Here is a 14937-nt window from a genome sequence, read left to right on the forward strand (position 1 = left end):
CAGGGTTCCCACGTTCGAGCGAGAAGCCGTGACAGTCACGTGGTGGGCGTGGGGCCCGCTCGCCGGGTGCGTACGGATGCGCAGGGGCGTCGTCCGCACGCGAGCAGATGCGTACGGACGCCGTGGCGGCCGCCGCGGCTATTCGGCGTCGGCACCGGTGTCGTCACTCGCGATGCGGCGGCGGACCTGGTCCTCCTGGGCCAGCCGCCGCAGCAGCTCGAGTACGGGAGCGGAGAGGGCGAAGACGATGACCGCCTGCTCGGCCAGGGCCACCGGGTCCTCGTCGAAGGTGGCCGCACGATCGAGGTCCAAGCGGGCGGCGGCGCGGGCCAGCTCCGCGTAGGCGGCGAGTTCGCCGGGCCGGTAGTCCGCGTCGAGTCGCTTGAGCTCTCTCAGCGCCGCCGTCAGTCCCTGCACGTGGGGCGAGGTGCCGGGCGCCTGCCAGTCCATGGCCGCGATCAAGGCCGCTACCTCCGCCTCCGCGGCCGATCCGATCTCAGCCTCCCGGTCGGCGTCACCGACGGGGGACTCCGCGACGGGCACGGGCAGGGCGTAGCTGACCGCCCCCAGGGCGCTCTCGGTGCTGTGCGCCTGGTCGACGGCCGTCAGGACGTCGCGGGTGGCGGCGATGGAGAGCCCGCCCAGAGTGGTCAGCGCCTTGATCAGCCGCAGGCGCTGGACGTGCTCCTGCCCGTACTCGGCCAGGGTCGCGGCCGTCGCCTTGCCCGCGGGCATCAGGCCTTGCCGCCGGAAGTACTTGATGCTGGCGACCGGCACGCCGGTCGTGCGGCTGAGCTCCGAGATCTTCATGCGGCTTCCTCGCTGGTGTTGCGCCGGCCGGGCATCCTGCTGCACCGACTGGACACCCATGCAAGATACTGCCACTATCTAGCTACTGGATACCTTAAGTATCCAGTTACTCTAGGTAATAACTCGGAGCGAATATGCCTTCCCCCGAGCCCTCCTCCGTACTCCGCAGCCCGAAGCTGTGGATCGGTTCAGGCCTCATCGTCGCGGTGGTCTCCATCCTGTTCGCCCTGCTCTACGTGGGCGGCAACGTGAACCCCAAGGGCAACCTGCGCGACCTGCCCATCGCACTGGTCAACAGCGACCGCGGGGCCGACGCCAACGGCAAGCACCTCAACCTCGGTGACCAGGTCGTCTCGGGGATCGAGAAGTCCGCCGCGGACAACCACAGCTTCTCCTGGCAGGTCGTCAGCCGGCAGGAGGCCGACAAGCGACTCGGCCAGGGCAAGGTCTACGGCGCGCTCGTCGTGCCGGAGAACTTCACCGCCACGGTGGCCGGGCTGGGCAGCCCGAAGCCGGCGGAGGCCACCCAGCCGACCCTGACCGTGCTGACCAACCAGTCCGCCGGCAGCATCGGTTCCTCCATGGCCAGCCAGGCGAACCAGAAGGCGGCCCACGCCGCCTCCGCCCAGCTCGGCAAGGAGCTCCTGGGCCGCGCCGCCGCCCAGAAGGCCGAGCTCGCCCCGGCCGCCAAGCTGATGCTCACCGACCCGGTGAACGTCGAGGTCGCGGACGGCCACCCGCTCGGCACGCACAGCGCCATGGGTCTGAGCGCCTTCTACTACGCGCTGGTCCTCGTCGTCTGCGGCATGCTCGGCGCCAACGCGATCGTCTCCCAGGTCGACACCGCGCTCGGCTACCTGCACACCGACTTCGGGCCCTTCCGCCAGCGCATGCCCGTCCGGCACACCAGCCGGGTCCGCACGCTGGCCGTCGGCACGGTCCTCATGCTCGGCCTCTCCCTGGTCATGGGCTCCCTCGTCGAGCTCGCCACGGTCGGCATCCTGGGCATGGACGCCTCCCACCTCGGCCTGCTGTGGCTCTACTCCGTGGGCACGATCGCGGCCGTCGGCGTCAGCGCCCTGGCCCTGCTCGCCGTCTTCGGCACGCCCGGCATGCTGGTCTCCACCATCGTCTTCGTCGCCATGGCCGTCCCGTCCTCCGGAGCGACCGTGCCGCTGGAGGCGCTGCCCGGCTTCTTCCGCACGCTCTCGGAGTTCGAGCCGCTGCGGCAGATCACCGGAGGCATGCGCTCCATCCTCTACTACGACGCCCAGGGCGACGCCGGCCTCACCCGCGCATGGATCTCCATGGGCAGCGCGTTCGTCGCCGCCGTGCTCTTCGGCTTCGGCGTCACCCGCCTCTACGACCGCAAGGGCCTGCACCGCATCCCCCGCGCCGCCGAGTCCACCGAGGCCGCGGCGGCACCTGTCGCGGCCTGACGGGCCCGGCACAGCACAACGCGGTGAGCCCCAGCGATCGTTCGCTGGGGCTCACCGCGTTGTGCTGGGGCTCACCGCGTTTTTCGGACCGCGCTTCCCGCGCGGGAAGCGCGGGCTCTCCCGGTCGAAGCACGGGCTCTCCCGGTCGAAGTGCCGGCCGAGCTCCCGGTCAAGAGGGGCTCTTCCGCGCGGTCACGTAACGGAACGGTCCGCAGACTCCGGCGCTGTGGTGCCCGGCGGCCGCGAGAGCCAGCGCCAGCCGCTTGCGCGCCGGCAGGTCCAGGCCCGCGGTGGCGTGCAGGGCTCCGAGCGCGAACTCGTCCCCGCAGCCCACGGCCGCATATCCGTCGGCGGGCTCCGCTATCTGGTAGTCGTCGTAGACGGCGAACAGGCGGCCCTGTATGCCGACGAGGAACGTCCCGGACTGCTCCTGCTCGGAGTCCTTGCGCGCCCAGCCGCCGTCCTTCAGACAGCTGCGCAGCTTGTCGACGAAGACGGTGGACATGAACCGGTCCAGGTCACCCTTGGGCTTCGGCGCCTTGAACGCGTGGTGCAGCAGCTGGCCCATGCGGAAGCTGGTGGTGAACCCCATGGCGTAGGGACCATTGCGGAAGATCTTCGGATCCCGGCGCACGGTGAGTCTGAGGCCGGCGACACCGGCCGAGTCCCCGCCCAGGTGCACCCGCCCGTTGTGCACGAGCCCGACGATCACAGTCACGGTCTCCCCCTCCGCCGACCCACCTTTCGATACTTCGCCCGGGGGGACGGGTGGAAACCGGACTGCCGGCCCGGTCGAGGAGGAAGCCGCGCTCACGGCCTACGAGGAGTGACGCTCCTCGTCCTGCTCACGCCCCCGCAGCAGGCGGGCGCCGGTAGACCGAACGCTGCAGGTGGTCCTTGGCCGGGCCGGTGGTGCGCCAGCGCGCGTGCCACTCGTCGCGGGAGACGGCGGCGAAGGCCCCCTCGTAGCGGTCGGCCGCACAGGGATGGCGGACGGCCCACTCGCCGGCGCGCAGGTCCAGGTCGTGGAAGAACCTGCCGTCCGCGAACGTGACCTCGCAGGTGCCGTCCGGCCCGGGAAGCAGCACGAGCGTGCGGCCCGCGCGGCCCGGCGCGCCGTCCCAGCACAGCTCGCCCTCCTCCGTGTGCAGCACCCGGCCGTCGCCGGCCGCCCGGAACACGGCCGTGCCGCGGAACGACCCGCTGCGTCCCGCCCCCAGATCGAGGAGGGTGCGCTCGACGGTCCACTCCCCCATCAGGTAGTCCACCGCGTCGGGGACCGGGTACAGGTCCGGCACGCCGGGCCATGCCGGACCGGGAAGCGTGACGGGGACGGGAGACTGCATCCCCTCATTATCCCTGCCCCGCGAACCCCACGGACACGAAGCCGTCCTCGCGGGTCGGTGTTCAGTCGCCCGGCGAGCTGTCGCATCGTCAGACAGCGACCGGGCGCATCCCCGTGGTCGCGCGTGCGCAGCGGACGGCAAAAAACAAAGGCAAGGAGATTCGCACTCCTTGCCACTCTTAACTTATAGCGCACCGGGGGCCTTGCGGCAAGGCCCCCGTCATGCCGCAGAATCACCGGCCTGGGCCGGAAAGCTGCGAAAAACGGGGAGTCACGAAGTGCGCGTGTTGTTGTCGACGTACGGGTCGCGCGGGGACGTCGAGCCGCTGGTGGCGCTCGCGGTGCGGTTGCGGGCACTCGGTGCGGAGGTGCGGGTGTGCGCGCCGCCGGACGAGGCCTTCGCGCAGCGGCTGGCCGGTGTCGGCGTGCCGCTGGTGCCGGTCGGTCCGTCGGCCCGCGAGCTGACGAAGGCGGCGCCGCGGCCGTCGTCCCTGCCTCAGCGCGCGGCCGAGCTGATCGCCGGGCAGTTCGAGGCGGTCACCGCGGCGGCCGAGGGGTGCGACGTGCTGGTGGCGACCGGCATGATGCCGGCCGCGGCCGGCGCGCTGTCGGTGGCCGAGAAGCTGGGCATCCGCTCCGTGTCCGTGACCTTCCAGCAGCTCACCCTGCCCTCGCCGCACCGCCCGCCGCTGGCGTATCCGGGCCGGCCGTTCCCGCCGGAGGTCACCGACAACCGGGTGCTGTGGGATCTGGACGCGCAGAGCATCGACGTGCTGTTCGGCGAGGCGCTCAACACGAGCCGGGTGGCGAACGGCCTGGCGCCGGTGGACCGCATCCGCGACTACGTCGTCGGCGACAGGCCGTGGCTCGCGACGGACCCGGTCCTGGACCCGTGGCCGCAGAGCCCGGACCTCGACGTCGTCCAGACCGGGGCGTGGGTCCTGCCCGACGAACGGCCGCTCCCGGAGGAGCTGGTGGCGTTCCTGGAGGCCGGTGCGCCACCGGTGTACGTGGGCTTCGGTAGCATGCCCATGCACGCGTCGGCGGATGCCGCCCAGGTGGCCGTCGAGGCGGTCCGGGCGCAGGGCCGCCGCGTGCTCCTCTCCCGCGGCTGGGCCGACCTTGCCCCGGCCGGCGACCAGGACGACTGCTTCGCCGTCGGCGAGGTCAACCAGCAGGCCCTCTTCCGCCGGGTGGCCGCCGTCGTGCACCACGGCGGCGCGGGCACCACGACGACGGCCACCACGGCCGGAGCGCCCCAGGTGGTGGTCCCCCAGGCGGCGGACCAGCCCTACTGGGCCGGCCGCGTGGCCGGGCTGGGCATCGGCGCGGCGCACGACGGGCCGGCCCCGACCGCCGAGTCCCTGTCGGCCGCGCTCGGGACAGCCCTGGCTCCCAGGACCCGTGCGCGGGCGACCGCCGTGGCCGGCACGGTCCGCACCGACGGAGCGACGGTGGCCGCGAAGCTGCTGCTCGACGTGATCAGCAGGGGAAAGCCGCACGTGGCGGCGTGAACCGCACGGGGTCACCGAGCCGGGCCCGGAAGATCCCGTAGATCCAGAACACGAGACACCTGCACACCCTGGGGTCGCGAGCGCCCCCAGATCGGAGCCATGCCGTGAACGCCCTGAACTCCCTCAACACCCCGGACACCGTGAACCCGCCGGCCACCGGCGCGTTCGACCTGCCCGGCCGTCTTTCCCCCAAGGCCGTCCCGGCACTGATCGCCGGCGACGAGCGGCACTTCGCGGCCATAGCGGAGACGCTCGAGCAGACGATCGCCGAGCTGTCCGACCGCCTCGAGGCCGCGCGCAAGGCGCCCGGCGGCATCGGCCGGGAAGCGATGGACCGGGACGCGGAGATCCACCGCCTGACCAGTCGCCTGCGCACCTTGCGTCGCTTCGGCCTGGACCTGTGCCTGGGACACATCGTCCCCACGGACAGCCCCGGCCCCGTGTACATCGGACGCCTCGGCCTCACCGACAGCGAGGGGCGCCGGCTGCTGCTCGACTGGCGCTCCCCCGCGGCCGAGCCGTTCTTCGCGGCGACCCACGCCAACCCGATGGGGCTGGCGAGCCGCCGCAGGTACCGCTGGACCCGCGGCCGGATCAGCGACTACTGGGACGAAGTGTTCACCGCCGACGGGCTGGAGGGGCACGCCGCGCTCGACGACCAGTCCGCGTTCATCGCCAGCCTGGGCAGCAACCGGTCGGCCCGGATGCGCGACGTGCTGTCCACCATCCAGGCCGACCAGGACGCCGTCATCCGGGCGGGATCCCGCGGCACTCTCGTCGTGGACGGGGGCCCGGGTACGGGCAAGACCGTCGTCGCGCTGCACCGCGCCGCCCACCTGCTCTACTCCGACCCCCGCCTCGGTCACCGCCGGGGCGGCGTGCTGTTCGTCGGTCCGAGCCGGCCCTACCTGGCCTACGTGGCCGACGTCCTGCCCAGCCTCGGCGAGGAGGGCGTGCAGACCTGCACCGTGCGCGACCTCGTCGCCGAGGGAGCCGGAGCAGCAATCGAGGCCGACCCGGGCGTGGCCCTCCTGAAGTCGTCCGCGGACATGGTGAGGGCGATCGAGCCGGCCGTCGGCATCTACGAGGAGCCGCCCACCGAGGGGATGACGGTCTCGACCCACTGGTCCGACGTATGGCTGAGCGCCGACGACTGGGCCGCGGCGTTCGCGGCCGTGGAACCCGGCACCCCGCACAACGAGGCGCGCGACCAGATCCGGGAGGAACTGCTCACGATCCTCATGGACAAGCACACGGACGAGTACGAGGACGACGACGAGGTCTCGCCCCAGCTGCTCCGCAGGTCGCTGCTGCAGAACCGGGAGCTGATCGGGACCCTCAACCGCGCGTGGCCGATCCTGGAGGCGACCGACCTCGTGGGCGACCTGTGGTCGGTCCCCGCCTACCTGCGCAAGTGCGCTCCCTGGCTCGGCCCCGACGACGTTCGCAAGCTGCAGCGCGAGGACGCCCAGGCCTGGACGGTGTCGGACCTGCCGCTCCTGGACGCGGCGCGGCAGCGGCTCGGCGATCCGGAGGCATCGGTGCGCAAGCGCCGGCACGAGGCCTCGGTCGCCGCCGAACGTGCGCGCAGGGCCGAAGTCATGGACAGCCTGCTGCAGAACGTCGTGATCGACGAGAGCGAAGGCGCGCTGGGCATGCTGCACGGCCGGGACCTGCAGGACACCCTCATCGACGAGAGCGCGCTGCCCGGCACCGAACCGGACCTGCTCGCCGGCCCGTTCGCCCACATCGTCGTGGACGAGGCCCAGGAGCTGACCGACGCCGAGTGGCAGATGCTGCTGCTGCGCTGCCCGTCCCGGAGCTTCACCATCGTCGGTGACCGCGCCCAGGCACGGCACGGGTTCACGGAGTCGTGGCAGGAACGGCTGGAGCGGGTCGGGCTCGACCGGATCGACGTGGCTTCCCTGAGCGTCAACTACCGGACGCCGGAAGAGGTCATGGCGGAGGCCGCGCCGGTCATCCGGGCCGCGCTCCCGGACGCCAACGTGCCGGCTTCCATCCGCAGCAGCGGCATCCCCGTGGTCCACGGATCCGTCGCGGATCTGGACTCGGTCCTCGACTCCTGGCTCGCCGCGCATGCCGACGGAATCGCCTGCGTCATCGGCGATCCCGCGTTCCGGGCGACGTCCCGCGTCCGGTCGCTGACGCCGGAACTGTCGAAGGGGCTCGAGTTCGATCTGGTCGTCCTCATCGACCCGGAGAGGTTCGGTGACGGCATCGAAGGAGCCGTCGACCGCTATGTGGCGATGACCCGCGCGACCCAACGGCTCGTCATCCTCACCAGCTCCTGATACGTTCCACTCCGGTTTTCCGGCCGCCATCCGCGTGGTGGACGGCACCCCGCAGTACGGCAGCGGCTCGCGACGTCTTCGGCACCCCGGGCCGGGGCATCACGTACGTCGCCGGACTCTCCGTCCTCGCCGGACCGGCGGCCCTGTTGCCGCTGCTGCTGGTCAGCGACCGGTGGCGGCCCTTGCGCCCCCGGACGCCCGCCACCGTGGCCCGGACCGCCTCGGCCGTCCTGGCCCTGGTGGCGCCGGGGCAACTCGTGGTCGCCTGCACCGTCGAGAGTCAGACCTCCCATGGCGGACGGTACGGCGCACACCGTCCGGGGCCTCGTCGGCCCCGCCCGGTCTCTGTCTTTCGGCAGAGCCGCGGATCGGCCGTGAGGCGCATGCCGTCGCGACTTCGGGCATTGATACTGGTCAGCGTGGCACGCACTCGTCCCTTCCCGCCTTTCCCCGATCACGGCCGCCCGCCCGAACGGCTTCCGGGCGGAGCCGTGCGCGCGGCGGCGGAGACGGCCGGGGTGGTGCTCGCGGGTCTGGGCGTGTGGGGCGCGGTCGCGGGCCTCGGGTTCCTGCCCCACCCCTCTCTGCAGGTGCCCGCGCTGGCCGCCGGAGCCGGGCTCTTCGCGCTGCGTCACCGCTTCCCCGTGGCCGCGCTCCTCGTCCTCGCCGCGCTGACGGGTCTGTCGCCCTGCGTCGGGCCGGTCACGGCGGCGACCGCGTACGCGGTGGCACGGCGGACGGTCCGGGCGCGGCGGCGCGGCCGCTTGCTGGTCGCGGCGGCGGCCCTGGTGGTGCTGTGCGCGACGGTGTCGGCGCCCTGGCTCGGTCCGGGACCGGTGCCGTACGGCCTGGCGCTCGGCCTGATCCTCACGCCGACCACCGTGCTCGTCCCCGGTCTGGTCGGCACGTCGTACGGGCAGCAGCGGCGTCTGGTGCGGGCGCTGCGCGAGCGCGGGGACGCGGCGGAGCGGGCCCGCCGGTTCGCCGACAGCGAGGCCCGTCTCCACGAGCGGTCCCGCATCGCCGCCGAGATGCACGATCTGGTGGGGCACCGGCTCAGTCTCATCTCGCTGCACGCCGGCGGGCTGGAGCTGGCCCTGGAGCGGGCCGATCCCGAGCTGCGCGAGGAAGCCGTTCTGGTGCGGCGGACCACCCGGGACGCGATGCGCGAGCTGCGGCAGGCCCTCGGGGTGCTCGGGCCGCTGGGCCGGGACACCGGGCCTGAGGCGCTCACCGACGCGACCGGTACCCGCGCCGACATCGAGACGCTGGCGGCGGAGTCCCGGGACGGGGGCATCGCCGTACGGCTGGACTGGACGGGGCCGGACCTCGACGCGCGTCCCGCGCCGGTGCGCCGGGCGGTGCACCGGGTGGTGCGGGAGTCCTTGACCAACGTGCACCGGTACGCGAGCGCGGCACACGTCACCGTGACCGTGGTGCACGACGACGAGACGGTACGGGTCACCGTCCGCAACGGCGCCCCGCCCAGGGTCTCGGCCCCCGCCGGAAGCGTGGGCACCGGCCGCGGTCTCACCGGCCTCCGGGAGCGGGTGGAGCTGCTGGGCGGGACGTTCGACGCCGCCGCCCTGGCGTCCGGCGGCTTCCAGGTGGACGCGACCGTGCCGGCCGAGCCCGGCGACGCCCCCGCCCCCAAGCGGTCCGGCACCGAAGGCACCGGACCGGAGGGGGGCGAGGCCGTGGCCGAGGGGGGCGCCGCGCCCGAACGCCGCACCGCGCACGTGCTGACGCTCGCCCTCGGGCTGGTGACGCTGAGCGTGCTGATCGCCCTCGGGACCGCCTTCGTGTATGCCGGCGCGCCGCATCAGGGCGCCGGGCCGCGCCCGCTGCCCCGGGTCGGCATGGCCTACAGCGACGTGAGGGGGGCCGGTGTCCTGGACAACAAGGCGGTCCGGGCCGCGGCCACCGGCCACGAACCGCCGCGCCCCGCCGGCACGGCCGGCTGCGTCTACCCGTTCAACGGCGCCACCGAGACCCGGCCCGGCGCCCTGACGATCGCCCGCTACTGCTTCGACGCCTCGGAGCGTCTGATCGCCATCGACCGCTTCACCGTCCCGTCGGTCCGGGACGCCGTACCTTGGGAGACCCCGTGACCGAGCCCGCCCGGCCGATCCGTGTCCTGCTCGCCGACGACGAGACGATGATCCGGCACGGAGTGCGCCTGATCCTCCGGCACGCCGACGGCATCGAGGTCGTCGCCGAGGCCCCGGACGGCCGCCGGGCCGTCGAGATGGCCGCCGCGCACCGCCCCGACGTGGTGCTGCTGGACATCCGGATGCCGGTGTACGACGGGCTGGCCGCGATCGCCCCGCTGCTCGCCCTCGACCCCGCGCCGCGCGTGGTGATGCTGACGACCTTCGGCGACGACGACAACGTGGTCCGGGCGCTGCGGGAGGGCGCCACCGGGTTCCTGCTGAAGGACGAGGGCCCGCAGGAGCTGATCAGTGCCGTACGGGCGGCGGCCGCCGGGGACGCCGTGCTCTCGCCGGGCGTGACCGGGGCGGTGATCTCTCGGATGCTGCACGCCGGTGCCCCGCAGGGCGCCGGCGACGCGCTCGCGGACGAGCGGATCGCGCGGCTCACCGGCCGGGAGCGGGAGGTCCTGGCGATGCTCGGCGAGGGGCTGTCCAACCAGGACGTCGCGGCGCGGCTCGGCATCGGGATCGGCACGGTGAAGACCCACGTCGGCGCCATCCTGGACAAGACCGGTTCGGCGAGCCGCGTCCAGGCGGCGCTGCTGGCCCACCGGACCGGCCTGGCTTCCTGACGGAACCGGCAGCCGGCTCCTGCCCCCCTGCCCTGCCCCGGGACAGAGTCTCCCGTTCCGGGCCTCTGCCCTTCGGTGGAGAACAGGCAGGCGCCACTCTCCTTTCGGCAGAGGTCAACTCCCGCCTTCAGGGCGATGTTTGCGCAGGTCAGGGCCGTGAGGATGGATGCGTCCCCCGGCTCGCGGAACTCCTCGCGGGCCGTCGCACGCCAGGCGGAGCATCCATGTCACAGACCTTCCCTTCCTCCAGCACAGCTCTCGCGGAGCCGGCCGCCCGCGCGTCCGGCCTGACCAAGACGTACGGGAAGGGCGAGACCCGGGTCACCGCGCTGGACGCGGTGTCCGTGGAGTTCGCGCGGGGCAGGTTCACCGCCGTGATGGGCCCCTCCGGATCCGGCAAGTCCACGCTGATGCACTGCATGGCCGGCCTGGACCCGGTGACCTCGGGTTCGGCCCGGATCGGCGGTGTCGAACTGTCCGATCTGAACGACCGGCAGCTCACCCGGCTGCGCCGCGAGAAGGTCGGATTCGTCTTCCAGGGCTTCAACCTGCTGCCGACGCTCACCGCGCTGGAGAACATCACCCTGCCCCTGCGGCTGGCCGGCCGGCAGCCGGACGCCGCGTGGCTGGACACCGTCGTCGCCACCGTCGGTCTCGCGGGCCGGCTCGCCCACCGCCCCTCCCAGCTCTCCGGTGGTCAGCAGCAGCGCGTCGCCGTGGCCCGCGCCCTGGTCTCCCGCCCGGAGATCGTGTTCGCCGACGAGCCGACCGGCAACCTCGACTCCCGCTCCGGCGCCGAGGTGCTCGGCTTCCTGCGCGACTCGGTGCGGGAGCTGGGTCAGACCGTGGTGATGGTGACCCATGACCCCGTGGCCGCCGCCCACGCCGACCGCGTGGTGTTCCTCGCCGACGGGCGCCTGGTGGACGAGCTGCACGAGCCGACCTCCGGCGCCGTCCTGGACCGGATGCTCGCGTTCGAAGCCCAGGGCCGCACTTCCTGACCGCGTTCACCGCCGTCCCCCACACCTTCGCATCACACCCCTCGCATCACACCCTTCGAAGGCTCACCATGCTGCGAACAGCCCTGCGCAACGTCCTCGCGCACAAGGCCCGCCTGATCATGACCGTCCTGGCGGTCGGTCTCGGGGTCGCGTTCATCTCCGGCTCGCTCGTCTTCGCCGACTCCACCACCGCCGCCTACCGCGCCTCCATGGCACGGAACTACGCCGGCATCGCGGTCACCGTCGACCCGAAGTCCCCACCCGGCGCCCCTGCGGACGGGCGCACCGACGTCCTCGACGACGCGCTCGTGTCCAAGCTGGCCGCCGTGCCCGGAGTGTCCGCGGCCCGTCCGACGGTCGACGGCTCGGCCACCCTGGCCGCCAAGGACGGCTCCCCCATGCGTGCCGACAACACGATGGGCAAGCCGGCCGCCGCGTACGTCCCCGGCGCCGACGGCAAGGACAGCCGCTTTCCGCTGACAGCCGGCCGCGCGCCGCGCACGGACGGCGAGCTGGCCCTGGACCGCGGCACCGCCGCCGCCGGCAAGTACGCGCTCGGCGACACCGTCACCCTGGCCACCGACGGCCCCGTCCTGCGGATGCGGCTGGTCGGCATCGTCAGGACCGACGACACCCGGGTCACCTCCGGTGGCACTCTCACCGTGTTCGACAAGGCCACCGCGCAGAAGCTGTTCGCCACCCCGGGCCACTACACCGGGATCGACCTGTCCGCCGAGCCCGGGACCGACCAGTTCGAACTCGCCCGCCGCGTCGGCGCGCTGCTGCCGGCCGACCGGGCCGAAGCGACCACCGCGACCGCGAAGGCCGGCCGGCAGTCGGTCTTCATCGACACGAAGACCAGCAGCTACTCCCGGCTGCCCATGGTCTTCGCCGTGGTGTCGCTGTTCATCGGCTCGTTCCTCATCATCAACACCTTCACCATGCTCGTCACCCGGCGCTCCCGGGAGATCGCGTTGCTCCGCGCGATCGGTGCCACCCGGCGCCAGGTGGTCGCCTCCGTGCTCGCCGAGGCGGCCCTGGTCGGCCTCGTGGCCTCCGTGCTCGGCTTCGCCCTCGGGCTCGGCGTCGCCACCGTCCTGCCCGGGGTGCTCGGCACCGCCGACGACCTGCTGCCCCGAGGCCCGCTGGTGGTCGGCCCCGCCCCGGTCCTCGCTTCCCTCGCCGTCGGCGTCGGCGTCACGGTCCTCGCCGCGTGGCTGCCCTCCCGCCGCGCGGCCGGGATCGCGCCGGTCGAGGCGATGCGCACCGCCGGGCAGCCCCCTTCCGCGACGCTTTCCCGGATCCGGGGCGCGGTCGGGGCGGCCGTGCTCGTCCTCGGCGCCGGCCTGTTGTTCTCCCTGAGCGACGCGAAGGACGCCTCGGACGAGAACCTGCAGACCGCGATGTCCGGCTGCGGCATTCTCGTGACCGGTCTGATCCTGCTGGCCCCGCTGCTGGCCGGACCGGTGATCCGCCTCCTGGGCCGGCTCACCGCGCGCTTCGGTGTCGCGGGCGACCTCGCGAAGGACAACGCCCTGCGGGATCCCCGCCGCACGGCCGCCACCGCGGTCGCCCTGATGATCAGCACCGCCCTCGTCTCCGGCCTCGCCGTCATCGACCACTCCTCCGGCCGGGCCCTGGACGCCCAGGCCGCGGCCGGTCTGAGCGCCGACTACGTCATCAGCACCCGCAACACCACCACCGCCGTCGACGCGGCCGCCGTCCAGCGGGTCGCCGCCGTTCCCGGCGTCGCGACCGCCTCCGCCGTCGCGGACTCCACCATCTCGACCGGCGCCTTCGCCCGGGAGGTCTCGGGCGTCGACCCGAAGACCGTGGGGGCCGTCATGAAGCTCCGCTTCACCAGCGGCTCCGCCGAGGACATCGGACCGGGCCGGATCGCCGTCTCCAGCAGCTTCGCCCGCGAGAACCGGATCAGGACCGGCGGACAGGTCAAGGCGAGCATCGGCCCCGGCCAGGGCGACCGCAACCGCCCCTACACCGTCGTCGGGATCTACCAGGACAACCCCACCGCCCGGGACGTCCTCGCCTACCGCGGCGACGTCCAGCAGCACGGCTTCCTGCGCGACTCGCTCCAGCGCATCCTCGTGGCCGCCGACCGCGGCGCCTCCTCCCCGGCCCTGGAGAAGCGGCTGCGCGACGCCGTCGACGGCAGCCCCCTGCTGAAGGTGCAGACCCGTGCCCAGCTCGTCCAGGAGCAGGCCGGCGTCGCCGGTGACCTGATCACCATGGTCTTCGGACTGCTCGCCATCGGCGTGATCATCTCCGTGCTCGGCCTGATCAACACGCTCGCCATGTCGGTCTCCGAGCGAACCCGGGAGATCGGGGTCCTGCGCGCCGTCGGCATGGACCGCACCGGCATCCGCCGCATGATCCGCCTCGAGTCCCTCATCGTCGCCGCCTACGGCACCCTGCTGGGCCTCGTCTGCGGCCTGTTCGGGGCCTGGAAGATCAGCGGACTCGCCAACGGGGCCGTTCCCCAGTACGCGTTCGCCCTCCCCTGGGGCACCCTCGCCCTCGTCGTCGCCCTCTCCCTCGCGGTCGGCGCCGCCGCAGCCGCGCTCCCCGCCCGCCGGGCCGCCGCGCTGAGCCCTCTGCGGGCCGTCGCCGACGCCTGACACGCGCGTGCGAAAAGGCGCCTGGCCGGGCTGCCGCCCGCCAGGCGCCTTCCGTTTGCCTCGGCCCGTCTGCCTCGGCCGCCTCCGCTCTACGCCTTGCGGAGCCGGTCGACGATGCCGTCGAGGTCCTGGCGGAACAGGTCCGGGCGGACCCAGTGGCCGCCGGGCACCTCGTGCCACTCGTGCGGGATGCCGGCCCTGCCGAGGAAGCCGCGGAACTCCCGCTGGGTGTCGAGTACGGCGGTCTCGTTGAACCGGTCCCAGAAGGTGGGCAGGGGGCTCGTCCCGGCAACCATGAAGATCCGCTTGTTCCGGTAGCTCTCGACGCGCTCGCACGGGTTGTCCATGCTGACCCTGTTCTGGTCCCACGGCACGCCGTAGACCGTGCCGCCGCCCAGTTCGACGGCCGCGGAGGACAGGTTGGCCCAGTGGACGACCGCGCCGGCCAGCCCGCCGGCGACACCGCGCAGGCTGGCCGGGCCGGAGTGGGAGCTCACCGAGGCGAAGTGGCCCCAGTACTTGGCGGTGTACTTCAGCGCGCCGAAGCCTCCCATGGAGAACCCGGAGACGGCGCGGCCGTCGTACTCGGCGTACGTCCGGAAGTTGTCGTCGATCCACGGGATCAGCTGCTCGATGTGGAAGAACTCCCAGTTCCGGGCGCCGACGTTGGAGCTGACCGGGTTGGAGTACCAGCCGGCCTGACCACCGTCGGGCATCACGACGATGAGGGGCTTGCCGGCGGTCCACGCCCGGATGCCGCCTTCGGGCAGGCGGTCGAACTCGATGAAGTCGCCCTTGCCCCCGTGGAGCAGGTACAGGACGGGATACCGGCGTCCGCTGGTGTGGTAGTCGTCGGGGAGCAGGACGTTGACGGCGGGGTTCCAGCCGCCGATCGCCCCGGTCTGGAAGCGGTAGTACCACATGCGGGGATCCGATTCGCCCCGTTCCGTAATGCGCAGTCCGCGGCCGTCGCCCGCGGCGCTGGCGGTCGCCGCCGAGGCGAGGACGCCCCCGCCGCCGAGCGCCAGTGCCGCGGAGGCACCGCCGACGGCCTTCAGGACATTTCTGCGGGTGGGGCGGTGCTCGCTCAACAGG

11 protein-coding genes are annotated in these 14937 nt (G+C 73.1%); 7 read left to right on the forward strand and 4 right to left on the reverse strand.

The window, feature by feature from the left end; translation table 11 throughout:
* Positions 1–138: 138 nt before the first annotated feature.
* Positions 139–810: a MerR family transcriptional regulator gene (locus ACOTKD_RS03330; protein ID WP_424887300.1), complete on the reverse strand. Its 672-nt coding sequence runs from the start codon at positions 808–810 to the stop codon at positions 139–141.
* Between the two features lie 134 nt (positions 811–944).
* On the opposite strand from ACOTKD_RS03330, the gene ACOTKD_RS03335 reads away from it, so the two are divergent.
* On the forward strand, positions 945–2249 hold the full coding sequence (locus ACOTKD_RS03335) for a YhgE/Pip domain-containing protein (RefSeq protein ID WP_424887301.1): 1305 nt from the start codon (positions 945–947) through the stop codon (positions 2247–2249).
* 169 nt (positions 2250–2418) lie between these two features.
* On the opposite strand, the gene ACOTKD_RS03340 is transcribed toward ACOTKD_RS03335, so the two are convergent.
* Both ACOTKD_RS03340 and ACOTKD_RS03345 read right to left on the reverse strand, forming a co-directional pair.
* Complete coding sequence (locus ACOTKD_RS03340) at positions 2419–2967, reverse strand: hypothetical protein (protein WP_424887302.1); 549 nt, start codon at positions 2965–2967, stop codon at positions 2419–2421.
* Between the two features lie 127 nt (positions 2968–3094).
* Positions 3095–3595, reverse strand: a complete 501-nt coding sequence (locus ACOTKD_RS03345) for a DUF6314 family protein (RefSeq protein WP_424887303.1) — start codon at positions 3593–3595, stop codon at positions 3095–3097.
* A 283-nt stretch (positions 3596–3878) separates the two neighbouring features.
* Here ACOTKD_RS03345 and ACOTKD_RS03350 point away from each other — a divergent pair, with 283 nt between their 5' ends.
* The 6 genes from ACOTKD_RS03350 (at position 3879) to ACOTKD_RS03375 (ending at position 13842) form a co-directional block, all read left to right on the forward strand.
* Positions 3879–5108, forward strand: coding sequence for a glycosyltransferase (locus ACOTKD_RS03350; RefSeq protein WP_424887304.1), 1230 nt, complete (start codon positions 3879–3881; stop codon positions 5106–5108).
* Between the two features lie 140 nt (positions 5109–5248).
* Entirely contained in the window at positions 5249–7420 is a 2172-nt protein-coding gene (helR, locus tag ACOTKD_RS03355) for an RNA polymerase recycling motor ATPase HelR (RefSeq protein ID WP_424887380.1), read from the forward strand.
* Between the two features lie 419 nt (positions 7421–7839).
* Entirely contained in the window at positions 7840–9531 is a 1692-nt protein-coding gene (locus ACOTKD_RS03360) for a sensor histidine kinase (protein WP_424887305.1), read from the forward strand.
* Positions 9528–10205 (forward strand): response regulator, encoded by a 678-nt coding sequence (locus ACOTKD_RS03365; RefSeq protein ID WP_424887306.1) that lies wholly within the window; start codon positions 9528–9530, stop codon positions 10203–10205. Before ACOTKD_RS03360 ends, ACOTKD_RS03365 begins: the two co-directional genes overlap by 4 nt.
* Positions 10206–10429: 224 nt before the next feature.
* The gene (locus ACOTKD_RS03370) at positions 10430–11206 is read left to right on the forward strand and encodes an ABC transporter ATP-binding protein (RefSeq protein ID WP_424887307.1); all 777 of its coding nucleotides are present in this window, start codon (positions 10430–10432) and stop codon (positions 11204–11206) included.
* 68 nt (positions 11207–11274) lie between these two features.
* On the forward strand, positions 11275–13842 hold the full coding sequence (locus ACOTKD_RS03375; RefSeq protein ID WP_424887308.1) for an ABC transporter permease: 2568 nt from the start codon (positions 11275–11277) through the stop codon (positions 13840–13842).
* Between the two features lie 89 nt (positions 13843–13931).
* Here the strand turns inward: ACOTKD_RS03375 and ACOTKD_RS03380 are convergent, their stop codons facing one another.
* Positions 13932–14933 carry an alpha/beta hydrolase gene (locus tag ACOTKD_RS03380; protein WP_424887309.1) on the reverse strand — a complete coding sequence of 334 codons (1002 nt, stop codon included), beginning with the start codon at positions 14931–14933 and terminating at the stop codon, positions 13932–13934.
* Positions 14934–14937: the final 4 nt, after the last annotated feature.

The organism is Streptomyces sp. XH2 (assembly GCF_049725035.1).
Classification (GTDB): domain Bacteria; phylum Actinomycetota; class Actinomycetes; order Streptomycetales; family Streptomycetaceae; genus Streptomyces; species Streptomyces roseoverticillatus.

Coding starts and splice junctions, on each gene's coding strand:
- ACOTKD_RS03330 (WP_424887300.1), bottom strand. CDS start 810: ATGAAGATCTCGGAGCTCAGCCGCACGACCGGCGTGCCGGTCGCCAGC.
- ACOTKD_RS03335 (WP_424887301.1), top strand. CDS start 945: ATGCCTTCCCCCGAGCCCTCCTCCGTACTCCGCAGCCCGAAGCTGTGG.
- ACOTKD_RS03345 (WP_424887303.1), bottom strand. CDS start 3,595: ATGCAGTCTCCCGTCCCCGTCACGCTTCCCGGTCCGGCATGGCCCGGC.
- ACOTKD_RS03370 (WP_424887307.1), top strand. CDS start 10,430: ATGTCACAGACCTTCCCTTCCTCCAGCACAGCTCTCGCGGAGCCGGCC.
- ACOTKD_RS03375 (WP_424887308.1), top strand. CDS start 11,275: ATGCTGCGAACAGCCCTGCGCAACGTCCTCGCGCACAAGGCCCGCCTG.